Origin of the sequence: Deinococcus deserti VCD115, from assembly GCF_000020685.1 — a bacterium.
Taxonomy (GTDB): domain Bacteria; phylum Deinococcota; class Deinococci; order Deinococcales; family Deinococcaceae; genus Deinococcus; species Deinococcus deserti.
This window is the reverse complement of record NC_012526.1, coordinates 1,670,097-1,688,554: the sequence shown is the minus strand read 5'-3', so window position 1 is coordinate 1,688,554 and position 18,458 is coordinate 1,670,097. Positions and strand designations below refer to the sequence as shown.

The following is an 18,458-nucleotide window of genomic DNA, read 5'->3' as shown; positions in this document are numbered from 1 at the left end:
GAGCAGCCCCCGTACAATGCCCGACTGACGCTGTGCCGAACCCTGCCCTCTTTCCCCTCCTGCCCTTTCACCGGCTGCTGACCGTTTCTCGTCCCGCACTGTGGGTCAACACGGTTGGCACGCTGGTCACGGGCCTGTGGCTGACCGGCCATCTCTACCGGCTGGATGCCAGCCTGCTGCTGCTGCTGGTGTATCTGACCCTGCCCTTCAACCTGCTGATCTATGGCCTGAATGACCTGTCCGACCGCGAGGTGGACGCCCGGTCCAGCCGCAAGGGAGGCTGGCAGGGCGCGCGCCTGACCCCTGGCGAAGCCCGCCCACTGCTCAGGTCCACGCTGCTGCTGAATGTGCCGTTCCTGCTGGCTCTCGCGCTGCTGCTCCCGCTGAAGGCCACGCTTCTGCTGCTGGGCTCTGCCGTGTTGTTCGCGGCCTACAGTCTTCCTCCCCTGCGCCTGAAGGCGCGGCCTTTCCTCGACGGCCTGAGCAACGTCGCCTATGCCCTGCCGCTGGCTCTGCCTGCGCTGGTCCTGGGCGCCCCGGTTCCCTGGGCACCGCTCCTGGCCCTGATGGCCTATTCGGTCGGGAAACATGCCTTCGACGCAGCTCAGGACATCCCCGCCGACCGCGCTGCAGGGACCCGGACGGTCGCCACAACCCTAGGGGTGCAGGGAACCGCCCGCTATGCCCTGTTCTGGTTTCTGCTGGCCGGCGCCTGCCTGTGGCCGGTCAGCCGTCTGACAGCCCTGGCGCTGTGGCTGACATGTGCCGGTATGGCGCTGGCGCTGCACATACGTCCGACGCTTCAGCAGGCTTCACGTCTGTATCCGCTGAGTATCGTGACTCCCTGGATCGTGGGCGCGGTGGCGGGTGTGCAGCTGGTGGCGGGGCTGGTGCGGGGCAGCTGAGCATGGCTGAGACGAGAGATATTGGCGTGCTGGGCGGCGGCGTGGCCGGGCTGGCGTTATCGGCCCTGCTTGCGGCGCGGGGCCACCATGTGACGGTCTATGAGCTAGGCCGGGCCGGCGGAAAGCTCAGGAGGATCCAGGTCGGCGGGCTGACCTTCGACACGGGGCCCAGCCTGTTTACTTTTCCGGAGGTCTGGCAGACTTATCTGGCACGTCTGCATGAAGCTGATCCTCTGGCGCTGACACCCCTGCCGGGCGGTTTCGGAGTACATCACACTCCCTTCGGTGCGCTGCCCCTGCCGGTTCCACCGGACCATCTGCTGTACGCGGAATGGCAGCGGTATGTGGAGGCTGCCGCGCCGCTGAGGCCGCACCTGACCGCCCTGCTCACCACGCCTCCCCGGTTGCGTGACCCTGTGTTCCGCACAGCCAGCCACAGCTTGTTTCGCGTGACGGCCCCGCATCTGAGTGCTCAGCAGTGGCTGAGGTCCCGGTCGCTGCCCGCCAGGCTGCTGCACGCACTGAGTACCCATGCCCTGAATGCCGGTCTTGCCCCACAGGACGCCCCGGCCCTCTACGCCCTGATCCCTGCGCTTGTCGGCCACGACGTGTTCCGGCCGACTGCCGGGATGGGGGCCCTCCTTGATCACCTGGTTGCTTTTGGACGGGCGCGGGGTGTCTGCCTGCGTGAGGACACGCCGGTGGCGAGGGTAAGGAAACAGGCCGTCACGCTGGGTGGGGGAGAGACCGCTCACCACGACCTGCTGATCAGTGCAATGGACCCGGCACGGCTGGCTGTACTGCGGGGGGAAAAGATGCGGTCCCCTGTTGCCCGGCGCACCGTCGGCGGCCTCGCGGTTTACGCCGCATTGCCTGCGCCTGCGCCCTGGCCTGCGACGAGTGTTGTGCCCCCCTCCAATTTTGGGGCCTTCCGCAGGGCCGTCCGGGCTGGGGCCCTGCCCCCTGACACGCTGAGCCTGATTCATGCGGATGGTCCCAGACTGGCGATTCTGCTGACGGTCCCTGCCATGGGTGAGGACCTTACGCCTGAGCATCCCTGGGTGCAGGCCCAGCTTGCCCGTGTAGAACGCACCCTCGGTTCGCCTGGTGTCCTGAAGACTGTTTTGGACATGCGTGCCCTGTCCCCAGCCCATTACGCTCTGGGCGGGCACCCCGGGGGGGCGCTGTACGGCGCAGCTCTGGCGCCCTGGCGGGGTGGACCGCTGCATCCACAGCCTTACCGCCTGAAAGACAGGCTGTGGCAGGTTGGCACCGGAGTTCATCCTGGCGGAGGGCTCCCGGCCGTCCTGGGCGGCGTTCTGATGGTGGACCGGTTGTTGCAAGAACGCGGCATCTGAACTGTTGGCAGACAGGTACGGTTTGGCCCAGGATGTATGACTTACGCGGCCCGGCCGCAAGGGTAGCGGCCAGCAGGGAGCGCGTGGGCTTCATGGGATCTCCCGGGAAGGCAAAAGCGACCGGTCCACACCGCGAACCCGAAGAACCAGGTGCTACAGGCGCGAGCTGAATAGGCTACAAATAGTCAGATCGAGGAAAACGCATTTGGGCTGGAGGCGATACTTATGTTCCCCTTCAGACACGGCAACTTATTTAGACATGGGTGGACCAAGTCTAAAACCGGATTCTTTTGCGGATCTGGAAAGACGATTTGCCATTGTAAGGAGGAAGGCGGCCTTTTGGCTCCGCAGCGCTGCTCTCACGGGTCCGGTACGGCTGGTGCTTTGTTGTCATACGGAAGAGCAGAAGGCCAGGCGCATATGGCCTGGCCGTCTGTAAGCAGCGGAGTTTACCAGCGCTCAGTGACGGTTTTGAGCTGCATGAAGTTGGCCAGGTAGTCCGGGCCTCCTGCCTTGCTGTCGGTGCCGCTCATGTTGTAGCCGCCGAAAGGCTGCACGCCGACGATAGCCCCGGTGATTTTGCGGTTGAAGTACAGGTTGCCGACCTCGAACTCAGCGCGGGCCTGTTCCAGGCGCTCGCGGGAGTTGCTGCATACTCCGCCGGTCAGGCCATACTCGGTGGAGTTGGCGATGTCCAGGGCGTCCTGCCAGTCACGGGCGCGCAGCACCGTGACGACGGGTCCGAAGATTTCTTCCTGCGCCAGACGCGAGTCGCGCTTCACATCGCCCACAATGGTCGCGTCAATGTAGTAGCCCTTCTTGCCGTCGTGCTCGCCGGGAGCGCCGCCGCCCAGCAGTACCTGACCCTCCTGGGGAGCCAGTTCCAAGTAGCTCCTGATCTTGTTGAACGACATCTCGTTGACCACTGCCGTGACATTGGCGTTGTCCTCGCCGGTGCCGACCTTCAGGGCGCGGGCACGTTCCACAAACTGGCTGACCACCGTGTCATATACGCTGTCCACCACGATCAGGCGGCTCATGGCGCTGCACTTCTGGCCGTTGAAACCGAAGGCGCCCTGCACTGCCGCCGTGACTGCAGTGTCCAAGTCGGCGGTCTCATCCACGATCATCGCGTCCTTGCCGCCCAGTTCCATGACCACGCGCTTGATCCACTTCTGTCCTGGCTGCACTTTGGCCGCCACCTCGTTGATGTGCAGGCCCACTGCGCGGCTCCCGGTGAAGGTGATGAAGCGCGTTTTAGCGTGATTGACGAGATACTCGCCGATTTCCTTGCCGACCCCGGGCAGGAACTGCAACACACCTGCGGGCAGTCCGGCCTCGAACATGATGTCCGAGACGAACCCAGCGATCAGACCAGCGTCTTCGGCCGGCTTGGCAATCACGCAATTGCCCGCCACGATAGGGGCGGCCAGCATGCCCAGATAAATGGCGCAGGGAAAATTCCAGGGGCTGATGCTGATGCCGACACCCAGCGGAATCGACATCAGGCCGTTTTCTTCGCCTTCGAACCAGGTGGTCTCGGAACTGCCGAAGCCGGAGTATTTCATGGCGCTGCGGGCGTAGTACTCCAGGAAGTCGATCGCTTCGGCCACTTCAACGTCAGCCTCGGCGTAGTTCTTGCCGACTTCAATGCTCATCAGGGCGCAGGCTTCCATGCGGCGGCGCTTGAGAATGGCCGAAGCTTTGAGCAGGATGCGGGCGCGGGCGTCCATGTCCCACTTCTTCCAGGACTCGAAGGCCTTCCAGGCGCCCTGCAGAGCGCGCTCGGCGTCCTCGATGGTGGCCTTGGCGGTGGTGCCCACCACTTCCGAGGTGTCGCAGGGGTTGAGGCTGGTCAGCTTTTCGGCGGTGTCCACACGCTCGCCGTCGATGACCAGCGGGTAATTCTTGCCCAGCAGCTCGGCGCGTACTTTCTTCAGTGCCGCCTGATACGCCTGGACATTCTCTTCTTTGGTGAAATCGACGAAGGGCTGGGGGCGGTAATCCTGAACTTTGATCATGGGGTGACTCCTGAGGGGTGGGGACGCAAAAACAACAGAGGAAAAGGCCGCTGGTCAGCCTTTGAGCATGCCCCGGACAACGAACATGGCGTTGCGCGGCGTTTCGGCGATGCGGCGGCTGAAGTACGCGTACCAGTCGCGGCCGTAGGGAATGTAGGCGCGCACGCGGTAGCCTTCCTGCGCCAGGGACTTCTGAAGGTCCCGGCGAATGCCGTATAGCATCTGGAATTCAAAGGCGTCTCTGGAAATGCCGTGGGCAAGCACGAAATGCTTGACGTCATTGATGATGCTCTCGTCGTGCGTGGCCACGTTGGTGTAATTGCCGGCCTTGAGATGAGCGTAGACGAGGCGGCGGTACGCAGCGTCCACGTCGGCCTTGTCCTTGAAGGCGACTGTCTCGGGCTCCAGGTAGGCTCCCTTGACGATGCGCAGGTTGGGGCGCAGGTCGTCGAGGCTGTCACGGTCTGCCTCGGTGCGGAACAGGTAGCTCTGCAGAACCGTGCCGACATGCTCGCCGCCGAACTCGCCCACCAGCTGACGAAACTGGGCCAGCGTCTGGTCGACCCGGGGGTGGTCTTCCATATCCAGGCAGACGAAACCGCCGTACTGTCTGGCCTTGCCGACGATACGCCGTGCATTGGTCAGGCCCAGATCCTCGCCGCCGACCGTCTTGCCCTGGCCCACGCTGGAAAGTTTGATGCTCACGTACGGGACGATGCCTTCAGCATTGGCGGCATCAAGCAGATCCAGAACATTCTGTGCAAACTGGTTGCACTGCTCTGGTGACTCGATGAACTCACCCAACAGGTCGAGGTTACTCAGGATACCTTCGGCCTGAAGTTCCTTGACTGCCTTCAGGGCACTGGGAATATTCTCTCCAGCCACGAAGCGCTGTGCCAGACCCCAGCCACGGGCACGGATAAGATTCTCCACGGACTTGCGTTCGGCGACCGTCAGGACGGCTTTGCGGTACAGCTGATCAATCATTTCAGTTCTCCCAGGTCCTCCAGGACCAGTGTGGCGAAGGTTCGAACATGCACGCGGGCGGCCTCACGGGCAGCGTCAGCCTCCCTGTCAAGCACCGCACGAAGAATTGCAGCGTGCTGTGCGTCGGTCTGAGGATGTGCGTTGTACGTGCGCGTCTGATGCTTGATCAGAGCGATGCGCTGTTCAAGATCACGTGCCAGGTCGGTCAGCGCTGCGTTGTGGGCTGCCAGTGTGACTGCCCGGTGAAAGGCGAGGTCCAGCCGGGTCTGCTCCCGGTAGTCGGTCTCAGGCGCGGCGTTGAGGTCGGCGAGAGCTGTCTTAAGGGCGGCAGCGTCGGCAGAGGTGTGGTGCGTAGCAGCGAGTGCCGCCGCCAGACCGTCAAGTTCCTCGCGGACCACGTAGGTGTCCCGGGCCTCGGTGGCACTGATGGTCCGTACGCGTACACCTCGGTTGGCCTCGGCCACCAGCAGGCCGTCCTGAGTCAGTCGCATCAGGGCTTCACGGATAGGGGTGCGCGATACGCCAAGCCGTTCGCCCAATTCGACCTCACCAATGCGTTCGCCCGGGGCAATCTCACCGTCCAGCACGGCGCGGCGCAGATGGCCATACACGCCGTCCCGGACCAGGCCGGGTCGCTGAAAGGAAGGATCGCTGGTCATCCTGGATATTGTATACAATATCCGGAGACGCGTAAAGACAATGGTGGATAACGAAGGGACAGAAACCGTCTGGTGGTCAATGACTGAGCTGGTGCCTGCTCTGGACTCTTTTTGATTGTGAAGCCTATGTCCGAAGTTGGCCTCTGTGGATGAACCGGCAGATTGGACATAAAAACAGACGGGATGACTTCCGTCTGTTTCCAGATAAACCAGATGCAGCTGATGTAGTAGCGCGGTGGTTACCGTCCAGCGTCTCTGGCCTGTTTCTCGCTGGCAGCTTCGTGCAACTCAGCTTTACTGTGGTCTACGGTCGCTTTGCCTTTTTCTACCGCTCGTTCAACGGGGCTATCGCTGGTCTCTGCCTTGAACTCGTGGCCTTCGGCGCGTGTGCGGTCAGCCATCTCGTTGACCTTGTGTTTGGCGGAATCCACAGCTTCGCCCAGGCGTTCGCCCATACTTTTCTCTGTCATGGAGAACCTCCATCCTCCATGTTAGGCGCCGTGGATTTTAGTCGGATGTCAAAGGTGTCAAGAAATCCGTATGGATGACCCAGGCGCATCCGCGTTCAGGGGTTTGAAAACTTAGCTCTGCGGTGAGACTGCCCGTTCCTGCATTGTTCAGCGCGTTGTCATACCAGAAACGCCACCTGTCTTCCTGCGCCTAATGCTCGTCAGCGAAACTGGATTCCAGAGGAAAAATCCGGCTGGCCAGGCTCTCCAGGCCCCGCGATCCAGCGCGCTTCTGGCACGCCTGGGTTCCCAGGCACAGCGTCACGTAGCGCGTGCGGCGTGCCCCGACCCGTACGCGGTACACACTCGCTTCGCTGCGGCTGCGGGTGTAGTGGCACAGGTCGCAGTGCAGGGCATTGCGCCCCTTGGGGTCTAACGGACTGAACTCGGCCAGCTGATCGCCATGCACCAGCGCCAGCCGTCCGTCTGCCACCGGGTAAAGCCCCAGCGTGGGCGGGGCCTCCGGGGCGGCTTCATCACCGAACAGTTCCCGGTGAGTGTCCGGAAACAGTTCGCGCAGCAGGTCACGGACGCTGTGATCGGAGGAGCGTGAATCACTCATTGGTAGCCAGTGTACGTGCCTGGCAAGGGGTCATTCGTGCGCGAAAACTGCTTCCAGTCACTGCAAGGGGGGGGCAGGTGACCTATCTTCGTGAGGTGAGAAGGACGCTGCCCCGTTTGATCCTGTCTGGCCGGAAACCACAGGACACTGCACACTGGACCCTCGGGGCCAGTTGCGGGGAACCAGGCCTGCATTGTTCCCTCCTGGGAGTCCGGTGAGGTCGCGAACTGCCAACCGCAACGGGATCGTCATCCGGCGCCGCGTCACACCGGCCGGCGACATCATCGTGACCTTGCTGACTCCTCAGGGCAAGCTCAAGGCGGTGGCGCGCGGTGGCGTGCGTGGTCCCCTGGCCAGCCGACTGAACCTGTTTCATCACGTGGCCACCCAGATTTATCAGGGCCCGCACAACGATCTGGCCAGCGTCAAGCAGGCAGTACTGGAAGGCGCGCTGCCCCGGCTGGCTGAACCCGAGCGATACGCCTTTGCGCACCTGATGGCGGAGTTTGCCGACGCCCTGTTCCAGGAAGGCGAATTCAGCGAGCAGGCGTTTGACCTGTTCGCCGGAGCCCTGCGGGGCATTTCCCACCAGCCTGATCCTGAATGGGTGGCGCTGGTCATGAGCTACAAGCTGCTGGGACTGGCCGGCATGGTGCCGCAGACTGCCCGCTGCGCCCGATGTGGCCAGCCGGACCCGGCGCACCCTGATCCGCTGGCTGGGCAGCTTCTCTGCGCAACATGTGCTGCCCTGCCTGCCTACCCGGCGGAATCACTGGATTTTCTGCGCAACGTCGTACGCAGAACTGTGCGGGTAAGTATGGAGACCCCGGTGCCGCTGCACCAGCGTCCGGCTCTGTGGCGCGCCCTGGAACGATTTGTCACCGTACAGATCGGGAGTGTCCACAGCTGGCGTCAGCTGGTGCCCGCCACGGACAGCCCAGCCGTGGCGCTGGTCTGACACCTGCACGAAAGAAGTGGTACCGGTGGCAGAGGTTGAAGTGGATGCTCCTCGCTGCAAGGCAGGACTCCACCGTCAGGTATCCTTGTCGATCCGGACCAGAACGCAGCGTCTGCCGACGCCTATTGTCCCTGTGCTGCAATAGCTCCCAGGAGTGCCACCGGGGCTGTTTCGGCGCGCAGGATACGGGGGCCAAGAGTCACCGACAGCGCTCCTTTCGCAGTGAGCTGATTCACTTCTTCAGTGGTCAGGCCACCTTCAGGGCCGGTCAGCACGGTTACTGGGGCTGACCAGTCCAGGTGCTGGGTCAGACGCAAGCTGGAGCCGGGCTGGGCGACGAAGAGCTGGCCTTCCCACTGAAAATCAGCCAGAGTCACCGGGTTGAGCACCGGAGGAGTCACGGCCCGCCGCGACTGCTTACTCGCTTCCTCGGCAATGCGGTTCAGGCGCGACAGCTTCTGTGCCCCGATTTCACGGGCATCAGCCCGGCGCGTGACCAGCAGCTGCACCCGGGCCACGCCCAGTTCGGTGGCGGCCCGCACCACGTCGGCAAGCTTGTCCCCTTTCAGGAGGGCCACGGCCAGCGTCAGCGGCTGGGGCGTTTCGGCCGCTGCGCCTATGCTTTCGCCCAGGTGCAGGATGGCCCGGGCAGCATCAAGTTCGACCACCGTGGCCTGAGCCTGAGCTCCCTGGCCGTCAAACACCAGCACCTCTGCACCAGGAGAGAGCCGCAGCACATACAGATGCCTCGCCTCCCGCGGGCCCAGGACCATTTCAGGAGCCAGGGCCTCCACGCGCACGCGGCGGACCTGACCCGAGCCCCGGTCCTCGCCGCTCATTGCTGAGCTGGCGCGCTGGCGGTCACCAGAACCCACTCGCCGTCTTCACGCACCTGAATGCCTGAAAAGCCTTCTCGGTTCAGGGCGTCCTGTACCATTCCCAGCTTGCTGGTCAGGATGCCGGTCAGCACCAGTGGTCCCCCTGGGCGCAGGTGCGCCACATACTCTGCGGCCAGCAGGTCATGCAGTTCGGCGTACAGGTTGGCCACCAGGACATCGAACTCTTCATCACCGGCCTGTTCGGGCAGCTCGTCGCCCAGGGTGCCTTCCACAAACACCGTGCGGCCCTCGGGAACTCCGTTTTCCTGGGCATTTTCGCGGGCAATCGGAATGGTGATGGGATCAATGTCCACGCCTGCGGCCTGCGCAGCCCCAAGCAGAGCTGCGGCAATAGCCAAAACGCCGCTGCCAGTGCCTACGTCCAGCACCCGTTTCCCCTGGAGATCCAGGTTGCCCAGTGCCTCGACCGCCATCCGGGTGGTCGCGTGGTGGCCGGTGCCGAAGGCCATGCCAGGCTCGATCACCAGGGGCAGCTGGCCGCTTTCGACCTCGGTTCGCAGCCACGGTGGAACAATGGTCACGCGCCCGGCGCGCACAGGACGCAGGTTGGCCTTGAAAGCGGCCAGCCAGTCCTGATCGGCCTCGTTCTGCCACTGCCCGTCCCGGATCTGTGCAGGCAGGTCCACTTCAGTGTCGAAGTAGGCGCGGATCAGCCCGGCGCGTTCCTCCAGGCCGGTCGCGCCTGCCTCCCACAGCAGATCCAGGTGGTCTTCGCGCGTTTCAAAGGTTCCAGGCAGGGCATACACCAGCATGCGCCGAGTGTACCTGGGAGTTGCATGACGCAAGTCCTCCACACCGGCCCCCCAGGCACTCTCACAGGCGCACCTATACTGGCGCGCATGAAGGTCGCCATCGTCGGTGTCGGGAAACTTGGGCTGGCTCTGCTGGAGGGCGTCACGTCGCGCGGTGTGCTCCAGCCCTCGGAGATCGGACTGCTGGACACCAACGTTCCGCGCCTTGAAGAGATCGCTGGCCGCACCGGAGCCCAGGTCATCACGCCGGACGAACTTGCTGGGGCGCAGCGCATCCTGATCAGTCTGCAGCCCCGCGTGTTCCCGGAAGTCAGCGAATGGCTGGCGCAGGAGAACGCGGGATACATCAGCACGATGGCCGGCGTCAGTGTGGCCACGCTGTCGCGCCGTCTGGGGACCAAGCGCGTGGTCCGGGTCATGCCGAATCTGGCAGCGACCATCGGCCTGAGCCAGACAGCTATAACGGGCCCACGTGAAGCGCTGGAAGCCGGTGATCTCGACTTCACCCACAGCCTGTTCGGCGCGGTAGGTGATGTCTACGACATTCCCGAGCACCTGTTCAATGTCTTTACCGGGATGAGCGCCTCCGGACCAGCCTACGCTGCCGTGGTGGCCGAGGCGCTGGCGGACGGGGGCGTGCGCATGGGCCTGCCGCGGGCCCTGGCCAACGAACTCGCGGCCAAACTGCTGGTGGCCAGCGGTGAACTGCTGCAGAAGCGTGCCCATCCGGGGCTGCTCAAGGACGAGGTGGCCAGCCCTGGTGGCACGACAATTGCCGGACTGGTCGAGCTCGAAGCTGCTGGCGTCCGTGGGGGCCTGATGCGGGCGGTCGAGGCGGCGACCCGCCGCAGCATCGAACTGGGTCAGGACCAGGAATAAGCAGCGTACGGCCGGGTGCTGGCCCCCTGAAGGGAGCTGTGGTCTGAAGTTCGGATGGAAACCGGATCAGGCGCAGCTCCCGAGCGGTCGCTATGAACCATGATGGCCTGCTGGGCGCCTGGGTGACTCCTCACTTCAGACGGCAGGTCAGGGTCGCTTTCGCCGGGCGTGGTAGGTCAGCAGGTCTGCGTACATCTTGGTGCGGGCCTGTGCACCCTTCCAGAACCCCCGTTTCTTTTCCTTTACCACTTGCGCCACCTGCTCAAGCACCACGTAGTCCCAGCGTGCTCCCGTTTCCTTGAGGTGTGCGGTGATGGCCGGTTCGGGCCACCGTTCCCGGCCAAGATCGGGAACGGCCAGCAGCCAGTCGCGGCGGCAGGCACGCTGACCGCTGAGATGTGGGGTGAGCTTGTTGCCCCAGTCCGTGACGAAGCCGCCGCCATCAAAGACGCCGATGCTCATGTCCAGCTGCCCCGAGCGGACGGGTTCCAGCAGTTGCTGCAGATGCTCGTGCGTCAGGCCCATCAGGTCGGCGTCGAGCATCACGACCAGATCGGCCTGTGTGGCGTGAAGGGCAGCCAGCAGCGCCGCGCCTTTTCCAGCGTTCTCGTTGAGTTCCACCACATGTGCGCCGGCCTCCCGCGCGACCCGGGCTGTGCTGTCGCTGCTGCCGTCAGAGACCACGACGACGTCCGGCGTGACGGTAAGGCCGACCCGGACCACATTGGCCACCGTATCTTCTTCATTGAAAGCCGGAATCACCACCGCCACCCGCGTGGTCCCGGACGCTGCAGGCTGGGTCATGTCTCCATGCTAGACCATCCGGCCCCTGTCCCGGAACACCGTTCCTGAAACTGACCGGGAAGGGGACGTTTCAGAATTCGTCTGCGATCAGGGTGGTCAGGTCCGTCTCGCTCCCAGGCGGGTCCACTTCTGCGGCTACAGCCAGCCAGTCAAGCTGCCGCACCAGCATCACGCGCAGGCCCGGCACCGCTATAACGACCAGGTCACTTACCACCACCGGCGGTTGACCGGGCAGAACGGCAAGCCGGTCACCCTTGTAGTCCAGCCGCACGGTCATCAGCCGGTCGGCCACATGCAGCGTCAGGGGGTCGTCTCCCAGCCGAACACACCGGAAGGCGCCGTCACAGGAGACCTCCAGCAACGCGGCAATGACCGGTTCGGGCAGGACTTCGTCGGGAAAGGCGGCCCGGTGGAGGACTTCATGGAGTCCTGCGGCCAGTGTCATGTCCAGAGCGAGCGCCCCGGCTGCGCCCTGCAGGTGACGCGCGATCTCCTCTGGCGTCAGCTCTGCCACGCGTGAAACCAGCGTCTCAGCGCCCCGGCGCGCGACTTCCAGCAGCGTGGAGGGAGCAGCCTGCGCGTACTTTGTGACACTCATCGGTCCCAGGGATTCCAGATCCAGCGCCTGGTGGCGCAGAGACAGGATGGCTCCCCGGGCCAGCCGCAAAGCTGCGAATCCTCCGGCTGGACGCATCAGGAATGCCACAGCACGGGCCAGTGTGGCCTGGGAGTTCAGCGCCTCACGGGTCGAACCTTCGGCGCGCAGCAGCAGGTAAGGACCGCTGATAAACGCTCTCAAGTCGCCCCTGGAGGTAGTCAGGAGCGCCGAACGCTCGATATCCGGAGCGTCGGGCCGGAGTTGAATCAGCTGCCCATCGACCTGGAGCTGCCAGGTCGTGGAGACAGGTTGCCAGCGCAGCGTCAGTCCGCGCCACTGTGCCCCCGTGCCCCCAGGCATGTACACGAACAGTTTATCGGACGCGTCATCCGGGCGGTCCTGGGCCAGGGAGGGTTCTTTGGCATACAGCAGCACATGAGGCGGCAGCCGGCCCGGCACCAGGGCCGGCGCCCGCGCGACGAGCTCCTGTAACAGGGTCAGCAGGCGCTGCGCAGCGTCCCGGATCGCCGGGCGCTCGCGTGGATCGCGAGGAGGCGGGTACTGAGCCCGCAGCGCCTGCCGCAGGGCCTCGCGCGCCGGTTCGGACAGCGGCTCGCGGCCCACGGCTTCCAGACGCGCTGCCAGAACATCCTCGTCAGCGTGGCGCCGAAAAGGTTCCTCGTGAATCTTGAGCAGCTCGGTGCGCAGGCGCGTGCGGCCCTCAGGCGCCAGCATCAGATCGGCCATACCGTACATCAGCCGGTGAATCACCTCTGTGTCGTACAGGGAACTCAGCGGGTCGTGGACTTCTGGAACGACCTGCCAGTCATGTCCGGTGCCAGCAGCGCGCTCAGCGTTTTCCAGTGCGGCGTAGGCTACCCGTAAGGTGACCAGACTGGGTTCCTGCTGCCAGGCACGGCTTTCCTCCAGCAGTTCGCGGCGCACCCCGGCATGCCACGCCAGGCGCTGCAGGTCGTTGGAGGCGCGGGCAGCCTCGCTGACTGCCGTGCCGTTGACAGCCCACCCCGGACGTGAGGCCGGGCGTTCACCGCTTGATGTCTGAGGGGCAGCGTGCTGTCCTTTGAGCAGGGCACGGTAACGGCGGTCGGCTTCCATCAGGCGCCTGAGCTGCGGTGGCGTCAGGGGTGCGGACAACAGATCATCCCGCAGAGCCCCCAGCGAGCGCCGGCCTCCACGAGGAGAACGGCCTTCCAGCAGGTCGGTGACCTTGTATTCGTAGAGCTCGACCAGTTCGGTCCAGTAGGTCATGCAGGCTCCGTCACGCCGAAAGCTCCGCGCACGCGCGCCCGGCACACCAGGGGAGAACGACGTTCACGCCTTCCAGTATGACCTTTGAGGACGTGCCGTTGGAGGTGCAGTGCGGGGGCTGTAAGCCACAGGCAAGAGTCGCCCTGTATAACAGAAGAAATGATCGTCTTCATTGAGCGGCTCGCTGTGTCTGTGGGAGCTGGATGACTCTTGCTCTGCTGGGCTCACTGTTCCTGGTCGGCCTGTTGCTGGCAGTGCGGGTGCCAGAGCGCGTGCTCGCTGCATTTGTTGCGGTAGCCGCTCTTGTTGCGGCCGGGGCGCTGGTGGCGGCCGGGGCCACCGGCCAGGGGGGGGCCGTGGATATTCAGGCTGGCCTGACGCGGGTGCAGGGCCTGCTGGGGGTGACCGCTTTTCTGCTGGCCACGGCACTGATTCCACTGGGGCGTCTGATGATGCCCAGCCTGGACCGAACACCGCTTTCCGGAGCGTTCAAGCCTGTTACGGCCAACCGTCAGCGTCCGGTGACGCCGACCCGCCGGCCTTCAAAGGTCACGACCGGCGTGGAGTTGAAGTTTCGGGAATATGAGGTCCTTGAGCGGATCGGCATCGGCGGCATGGGGAACGTGTACCGCGCCCGCCGCCGCCAGGACGGCCGGATCGTGGCCCTCAAGGTGCCCCAGGAGAAGTATCTGGCCGACGCGAAGTTCGTCAAGCGCTTTTACCGGGAAGCGGAAGTCCTCAAGCGCTTCAACCACCCCAATATCGTGCGGGTCTACGACTACCGCATGCAGGACCCCGAGCATTACATCGCCATGGAATATCTGGACGGCGAGAGCCTCGAAGCCCTGCTGGAACACCGGACCCTGACCTTCTCTGAAAGCACCCAGATGATCCGGGCTCTGGCCGACGCTCTGCGGCACATTCACATGCAGAACGTGGTTCACCGCGATATCAAGCCTGGCAACGTGATGGTGCTCAAGCACGCATTTACCGATGGCCGCCTGCGTGAGGGCGGGGTCAAGCTGATGGATTTCGGCATTGCGGTGGGGAAGATCCTGACCCGGCTGACCATGACCGGTGCCCGGGTAGGCACCCCCATCTACATGGCGCCCGAGCAGGCCAAAGGCAACCGCGTGGACGCCCGCAGCGACGTGTACTCGCTGGGCCTGCTGGCTTACGAGATGGTGACCGGTCAGACGGCCTTCAAGGGCAGCTACGAGGCCGTGGTGCACCAGCAGGTCTTTGAGTCGCCCAAGCCCCCCAAGCAGGTGCGGCTTGAAGTGCCGGGCCGGCTCAATGACCTGATTCTCCACATGATCGAGAAAGATCCTGCCCAGCGTCCCACCCTGGACGATGTGATTGCCCGGCTGGATGCAGGGGTTATCAGCGACGAGGTGTTTACAGACCCGGTGGCCCTGGCTGTGAGCGTGCAGGAAAAACGCGGCACCCTGAGGCTGCTGGACCTGAACGCCAAGCTGCGCGTGAGTCTGGCCGACCAGCAGGGGGGAGCGAAGGCGCTGCCTGGAGTCCCTAATGCGCTTGCCGGCGACGAGGAGGGCAACCTGTACGCCACCCTCCTGGATTACCGTCATGGCAAGGCTGGAGCCCTTGTGCGCAAGTTTTCCAGTGACGGCGAGGAACTGCTGAGCTTCGGAGCATACGGCCTGGGCGAAGCTGAACTGCTGCATCCGGTCTCTATCGCCTGCGCGGCCGGGCTGGTGTTCGTACTGGACGCTGAGGCCTGTCACGTCGTGGTCTATGACGGCCAGGGCCGCTTCGTGCGCCGCTTTGGCGGACGTGGTCAGGGCGTAGGCCGCTTCGAGAAGCCCCGCACCATCGCTGCGGCGCCAGATGGGCAGGTCTATGTCCTGGACACTGCTCAGAACGAGGTGCAACGCTTTAACCTTCAAGGAGAGTACATCAACCGCTACGCCTTCAGGGTGGACCGCACCAGCGAGCAGCTGCGTCAGCTTGCCGGGCTGTGCGTGGACCAGCAGGGGGCCGTGTACATCGTGGACAGTGTGGCCAACAAGGTCCGGAAGATCGAGGCAGACGGCACACCAGGGCTGACCCTGCCGCTGGAGAATCTGGTGGGTGAGGCTATGGACGTCCCCTGGCTGCTGCAGGTAGGGCCGGACGGGCAGCTGTTCGCCGTGCGCCAGGGGGGGCAGGTGCTGAGAACCATCTCGACCACCGGTGACCTGATCCGTGCCACCGACCTGTATACCCCGGTGCAGGCCCTGAGTCTGCTGCGCCGCGCGGTGCCAGCGCAGAGCAGAGCGTGACGGGCCGGACCGGACCAGACCAGCAGGATCCTGTGCAGCGCCCCGCTGTGCCTGCCCTCACGCTGTATTCGCGTTTAGGTTGTCACTTATGCGAACAGGCTGAGTCCCATCTGAAGGCACTGGCATTTACGTTCCAGGTGGTGGACGTGGACACGGATCCTTTGCTCAAGGCCCGCTACGGCCAGGACGTGCCAGTGCTGGCCAGCGGCGGGCGTGTCCTGGGGAAGGGCGCTTTCAGTCGTTCACGCCTGTCACAGATCAAGCTCCTGCTGCTCCGTGAAACGCGCACTCAGCCGGATTCACCGGGCTGAGACGTTTGTGCGCTCCTGCAGCGCTATGCTCGGAGCATGAGTTGGCTAGAACGCCTGCGGGACGGGCTGAGCAAAACCCGCAAGCAGATCAATGAGACGGCCGGGTTTCTCGGCAATGACGTGCGTGACGTCTTCACGAACCGCCTGGAGACCATCGAGGACCTGGAATATGCGCTGATTGCCGCCGACGTGGGCCGCGCGGCTACCGAGGAGATTCTGGAGGACGTGCGCTCCAGCGAGGGCAAGAACCTGCAACAGGCCCTGATGGACGCGCTGGTGCTGCAGCTGGAACCGGACGCCCGGCGGGCCGAGTTCCGCAAACTGGGCTTTGCACCCGACGTCAGCCGCAGCCGGATCGACCCCAAAGGCCACGTGGTCATGGTGATCGGCGTCAATGGAGTGGGCAAGACCACCACCATTGCCAAGCTGGGGCAGTACTACATGACCCGCGGTAAAAGCGTGATGTTCGCAGCGGGTGATACGTTCCGCGCCGCCGCAGGCGCGCAGCTGGGCGTGTGGGGCGACCGTCTGGGCATCCCGGTCGTCCAGGGCATTGATGGTGGCGACCCTGCGGCAGTGGCCTTTGACGGCGCTTCGGCCCGGGCAGCGCGAGGAACGGATCTGCTGTTCGTGGATACGGCAGGCCGCCTGCACAACAAGCACAACCTGATGGAGGAGCTCAAGAAGGTGCGCCGGGTCATTGATAAGGCCGATCCTGGCGAGCCCGCCGAGGTCTGGCTGGTCCTTGACGCCGTGACTGGCCAGAACGGCCTGCAGCAGGCCAAGAAGTTCCATGAGGCGACGCCGCTGACAGGTGTGATTGTCACGAAGCTCGATGGCACAGCCAAGGGCGGCATCCTGATTCCCATCGTGCGCGAACTGGGTGTGCCCATCAAATTTATCGGGGTGGGGGAGCAGGCGGGCGACCTGCAGCCTTTCGACAGTCAGGAGTTTGTTCGCGCCCTGTTCGACGTGGATATTCCCAAAGCCTGAACGCAGAGGGGGGAGGCCCCCCTTTGCTGCTCAGGGAATCGTCAGTTCGAGATGGGCGCCGGGAGTCTGCTGAAGCAGCAGATTCAGCGGCGCCTCTCCATGCTTGAGCAGGAAGGTCAGGAAGTTCATTTCACGCTCCTGAGGCACGCCGCCGGGCAGGAGGTGGCTTCTCAGGCGCGAAAGCTGCCCGGTACGCTCGTTCTCTGCGCGTGCCAGCGCTCTGAGGCCCAGGTCCTGCAGATGGGCCATTCGCGTGATGGTCCGTGACTGGGTACGCTGGGCCGCCCCGGCGAGGGTCGGGTCCAGCGCACCGATCTCCTCAGTCAGCGCGTGCAGTTCGGTGCGCAGACTGTTCAGGCGTGCGGCACTCAGGGCGCTGGCCTGACGTTCCCTTGCCAGCGAGCGGCCCAGGACGCCCTCCGGATCAGCCTGCACCTGCGCCGCAGTGGCCTCCAGCCGGCGCAGCAGCCGGGCCACATTGGGTTCCAGCCAGGTCACACTCAGGCGCGGCCAGAGGAGAGGCTGCTGAAGCTCATGAAGCGGGTAGACATCGCGCAGCTGTGCTCCGTAGGCAATCTCGCCCGGCCCCACCACAAAGGCCAGGGTCGGCAGCAAGGCGTCCTGGACAACCGGGCGTAAGCCGGCGGCCGGGGTCAGTCTGGACGGGTCAGCCTCCAGACTCGCGCGGATCTGCGCCGGGCTGTAGGTACGGGCTTCTGTCCGAAACTGCTGCCCGTCAAAACGCAGCAGGCGCCGCTGGCCATCGTCTTCTTCCAGAAACAGGTTGGTCGCGCCAGCCGGCCGGCGAAGCTGCGGAGTAAAGCCGGCCTGCTCCAGGGCGTGCGCCGCCTCTTCGATACGCGACGAGGACTCCAGCGGCCGTTCGAGCTCTCTGGCCAGCGTGGGAGCCATCAGCGATGCCAGGGCCGGATGAAGCGGGTCCAGAACCAGCAGGCCCGCAGGCCCGAGCAGGCCGTGGATCAGCCGTGCAAACACGTCAGCGTAGCTGCCGCCCGCTGCAAGGGCCCGCTCCAGACGGCAGCGCACGGCAGCGACATGCTCGGCCGGGGCGTCGAACTGATCCAGCAGAGTGTGAACCTGAGCGGTCCATTCCGGACGCCACGGTACCCGGCCTACCGGCACTCCCTGCGGCACATCCAGGGTCAGCCTGTGCAGCCGCTCGGCGTGGTCCAGCAGGGTGGTGGAAGCCACCTCTGCCGCGTCGTGGTCCTGGCTGGCCACCCAGTACACCGCGACCACCGGCGCCTCCTCGCGAGACAGTTTGCGGGCCAGCAGGGCGGCGTCTGCGCCCTTGTGCACACTGTAGGCGGGGCCAGTCAGCGCTCCAGCCTGCTGGCCTGTCACCACCACCCGGGATAATGGATGAGCCAGCTTCGCCAGCGTTGCCTCTACATCCTGGTCCAGGGTCCCCAGATCCCGGTGGTAGGCGCGCAGAGCCTGAACCAGCGCGGCCCGGTCCACGTCTGGCCGGCCCTCAGCCTGTGCCTGCTCCAGGGCACCATACGGCAGCCGGATAAACTCCGCTGCCCCGCCCTGCTGGTATTCCGCTGCCACATTCCGCGCCATCCTTGCCCGCCTTTCCCTGCCCCGACTGCGGGCTACTGGACCTGCCCGGACTGCCGCTGTGGCGGTCCGCACGAGGCTCCACGTTAAAGCATTTTGCGCAGATCAGTGTGTGCTGAGGTGGC

General features: G+C 64.5%; 17 protein-coding genes. 7 read left to right on the top strand and 10 right to left on the bottom strand.

The window, feature by feature from the left end; translation table 11 throughout:
- Nucleotides 1-32 precede the first annotated feature (32 nt).
- Nucleotides 33-905, top strand: a complete 873-nt coding sequence (locus DEIDE_RS08025; RefSeq protein ID WP_012693452.1) for a UbiA family prenyltransferase — start codon at nucleotides 33-35, stop codon at nucleotides 903-905.
- Nucleotides 906-907: 2 nt separating this feature from the next.
- On the top strand, nucleotides 908-2,263 hold the full coding sequence (locus DEIDE_RS08020) for a phytoene desaturase family protein (protein WP_012693451.1): 1,356 nt from the start codon (nucleotides 908-910) through the stop codon (nucleotides 2,261-2,263).
- Between the two features lie 449 nt (nucleotides 2,264-2,712).
- Here the strand turns inward: DEIDE_RS08020 and pruA are convergent, their stop codons facing one another.
- The 5 genes from pruA to DEIDE_RS07995 form a co-directional block, all read right to left on the bottom strand.
- Nucleotides 2,713-4,284 (bottom strand): L-glutamate gamma-semialdehyde dehydrogenase, encoded by a 1,572-nt coding sequence (pruA, locus tag DEIDE_RS08015; RefSeq protein ID WP_012693450.1) that lies wholly within the window; start codon nucleotides 4,282-4,284, stop codon nucleotides 2,713-2,715.
- Nucleotides 4,285-4,338: 54 nt separating this feature from the next.
- Nucleotides 4,339-5,271 carry a proline dehydrogenase family protein gene (locus tag DEIDE_RS08010; protein ID WP_012693449.1) on the bottom strand — a complete coding sequence of 311 codons (933 nt, stop codon included), beginning with the start codon at nucleotides 5,269-5,271 and terminating at the stop codon, nucleotides 4,339-4,341.
- Nucleotides 5,268-5,930 carry a GntR family transcriptional regulator gene (locus DEIDE_RS08005; protein ID WP_012693448.1) on the bottom strand — a complete coding sequence of 221 codons (663 nt, stop codon included), beginning with the start codon at nucleotides 5,928-5,930 and terminating at the stop codon, nucleotides 5,268-5,270. Before DEIDE_RS08005 ends, DEIDE_RS08010 begins: the two co-directional genes overlap by 4 nt.
- 239 nt (nucleotides 5,931-6,169) lie before the next feature.
- On the bottom strand, nucleotides 6,170-6,400 hold the full coding sequence (locus DEIDE_RS08000) for a hypothetical protein (protein WP_012693447.1): 231 nt from the start codon (nucleotides 6,398-6,400) through the stop codon (nucleotides 6,170-6,172).
- 190 nt (nucleotides 6,401-6,590) lie between these two features.
- Complete coding sequence (locus DEIDE_RS07995) at nucleotides 6,591-7,001, bottom strand: hypothetical protein (protein ID WP_012693446.1); 411 nt, start codon at nucleotides 6,999-7,001, stop codon at nucleotides 6,591-6,593.
- A 214-nt stretch (nucleotides 7,002-7,215) separates the two neighbouring features.
- On the opposite strand from DEIDE_RS07995, the gene recO reads away from it, so the two are divergent.
- The gene (gene recO / locus DEIDE_RS07990) at nucleotides 7,216-7,959 is read left to right on the top strand and encodes a DNA repair protein RecO (protein ID WP_012693445.1); all 744 of its coding nucleotides are present in this window, start codon (nucleotides 7,216-7,218) and stop codon (nucleotides 7,957-7,959) included.
- Between the two features lie 122 nt (nucleotides 7,960-8,081).
- Here the strand turns inward: recO and DEIDE_RS07985 are convergent, their stop codons facing one another.
- Nucleotides 8,082-8,798, bottom strand: coding sequence for a 16S rRNA (uracil(1498)-N(3))-methyltransferase (locus DEIDE_RS07985; protein WP_012693444.1), 717 nt, complete (start codon nucleotides 8,796-8,798; stop codon nucleotides 8,082-8,084).
- Entirely contained in the window at nucleotides 8,795-9,610 is an 816-nt protein-coding gene (locus tag DEIDE_RS07980; protein WP_012693443.1) for a 50S ribosomal protein L11 methyltransferase, read from the bottom strand. The genes DEIDE_RS07985 and DEIDE_RS07980 overlap by 4 nt, the downstream gene beginning before the upstream one ends.
- An 87-nt stretch (nucleotides 9,611-9,697) precedes the next feature.
- Between DEIDE_RS07980 and proC the strand changes: the two genes are divergently transcribed.
- On the top strand, nucleotides 9,698-10,489 hold the full coding sequence (gene proC, locus DEIDE_RS07975) for a pyrroline-5-carboxylate reductase (RefSeq protein WP_012693442.1): 792 nt from the start codon (nucleotides 9,698-9,700) through the stop codon (nucleotides 10,487-10,489).
- Between the two features lie 147 nt (nucleotides 10,490-10,636).
- Here the strand turns inward: proC and DEIDE_RS07970 are convergent, their stop codons facing one another.
- Nucleotides 10,637-11,293 carry a glycosyltransferase family 2 protein gene (locus tag DEIDE_RS07970; RefSeq protein WP_012693441.1) on the bottom strand — a complete coding sequence of 219 codons (657 nt, stop codon included), beginning with the start codon at nucleotides 11,291-11,293 and terminating at the stop codon, nucleotides 10,637-10,639.
- 70 nt (nucleotides 11,294-11,363) lie between these two features.
- The gene (locus tag DEIDE_RS07965) at nucleotides 11,364-13,160 is read right to left on the bottom strand and encodes a hypothetical protein (RefSeq protein ID WP_012693440.1); all 1,797 of its coding nucleotides are present in this window, start codon (nucleotides 13,158-13,160) and stop codon (nucleotides 11,364-11,366) included.
- A gap of 203 nt (nucleotides 13,161-13,363) precedes the next feature.
- Between DEIDE_RS07965 and DEIDE_RS07960 the strand changes: the two genes are divergently transcribed.
- The 3 genes from DEIDE_RS07960 to ftsY are packed head-to-tail and all read left to right on the top strand — an operon-like array spanning nucleotide 13,364 to nucleotide 16,749.
- Nucleotides 13,364-15,445, top strand: a complete 2,082-nt coding sequence (locus DEIDE_RS07960) for a protein kinase domain-containing protein (RefSeq protein WP_012693439.1) — start codon at nucleotides 13,364-13,366, stop codon at nucleotides 15,443-15,445.
- Nucleotides 15,442-15,756 carry a glutaredoxin family protein gene (locus DEIDE_RS07955; RefSeq protein WP_012693438.1) on the top strand — a complete coding sequence of 105 codons (315 nt, stop codon included), beginning with the start codon at nucleotides 15,442-15,444 and terminating at the stop codon, nucleotides 15,754-15,756. Before DEIDE_RS07960 ends, DEIDE_RS07955 begins: the two co-directional genes overlap by 4 nt.
- A 36-nt stretch (nucleotides 15,757-15,792) precedes the next feature.
- Nucleotides 15,793-16,749 carry a signal recognition particle-docking protein FtsY gene (ftsY, locus tag DEIDE_RS07950; RefSeq protein ID WP_012693437.1) on the top strand — a complete coding sequence of 319 codons (957 nt, stop codon included), beginning with the start codon at nucleotides 15,793-15,795 and terminating at the stop codon, nucleotides 16,747-16,749.
- A 30-nt stretch (nucleotides 16,750-16,779) separates the two neighbouring features.
- On the opposite strand, the gene bshC is transcribed toward ftsY, so the two are convergent.
- On the bottom strand, nucleotides 16,780-18,336 hold the full coding sequence (bshC, locus tag DEIDE_RS07945) for a bacillithiol biosynthesis cysteine-adding enzyme BshC (protein WP_012693436.1): 1,557 nt from the start codon (nucleotides 18,334-18,336) through the stop codon (nucleotides 16,780-16,782).
- Nucleotides 18,337-18,458 lie beyond the last annotated feature (122 nt).

What these genes read in the sequence shown, in the direction of transcription:
- DEIDE_RS07960 (WP_012693439.1), top strand. Translation starts at nt 13,364, where the DNA reads ATGACTCTTGCTCTGCTGGGCTCACTGTTCCTGGTCGGCCTGTTGCTG.
- pruA (WP_012693450.1), bottom strand. Translation starts at nt 4,284, where the DNA reads ATGATCAAAGTTCAGGATTACCGCCCCCAGCCCTTCGTCGATTTCACC.
- bshC (WP_012693436.1), bottom strand. Translation starts at nt 18,336, where the DNA reads ATGGCGCGGAATGTGGCAGCGGAATACCAGCAGGGCGGGGCAGCGGAG.
- ftsY (WP_012693437.1), top strand. Translation starts at nt 15,793, where the DNA reads ATGAGTTGGCTAGAACGCCTGCGGGACGGGCTGAGCAAAACCCGCAAG.
- proC (WP_012693442.1), top strand. Translation starts at nt 9,698, where the DNA reads ATGAAGGTCGCCATCGTCGGTGTCGGGAAACTTGGGCTGGCTCTGCTG.
- DEIDE_RS08005 (WP_012693448.1), bottom strand. Translation starts at nt 5,930, where the DNA reads ATGACCAGCGATCCTTCCTTTCAGCGACCCGGCCTGGTCCGGGACGGC.
- DEIDE_RS07995 (WP_012693446.1), bottom strand. Translation starts at nt 7,001, where the DNA reads ATGAGTGATTCACGCTCCTCCGATCACAGCGTCCGTGACCTGCTGCGC.
- DEIDE_RS07965 (WP_012693440.1), bottom strand. Translation starts at nt 13,160, where the DNA reads ATGACCTACTGGACCGAACTGGTCGAGCTCTACGAATACAAGGTCACC.
- DEIDE_RS07970 (WP_012693441.1), bottom strand. Translation starts at nt 11,293, where the DNA reads ATGACCCAGCCTGCAGCGTCCGGGACCACGCGGGTGGCGGTGGTGATT.
- DEIDE_RS07980 (WP_012693443.1), bottom strand. Translation starts at nt 9,610, where the DNA reads ATGCTGGTGTATGCCCTGCCTGGAACCTTTGAAACGCGCGAAGACCAC.
- DEIDE_RS08010 (WP_012693449.1), bottom strand. Translation starts at nt 5,271, where the DNA reads ATGATTGATCAGCTGTACCGCAAAGCCGTCCTGACGGTCGCCGAACGC.
- DEIDE_RS07985 (WP_012693444.1), bottom strand. Translation starts at nt 8,798, where the DNA reads ATGAGCGGCGAGGACCGGGGCTCGGGTCAGGTCCGCCGCGTGCGCGTG.
- DEIDE_RS08000 (WP_012693447.1), bottom strand. Translation starts at nt 6,400, where the DNA reads ATGACAGAGAAAAGTATGGGCGAACGCCTGGGCGAAGCTGTGGATTCC.
- DEIDE_RS08020 (WP_012693451.1), top strand. Translation starts at nt 908, where the DNA reads ATGGCTGAGACGAGAGATATTGGCGTGCTGGGCGGCGGCGTGGCCGGG.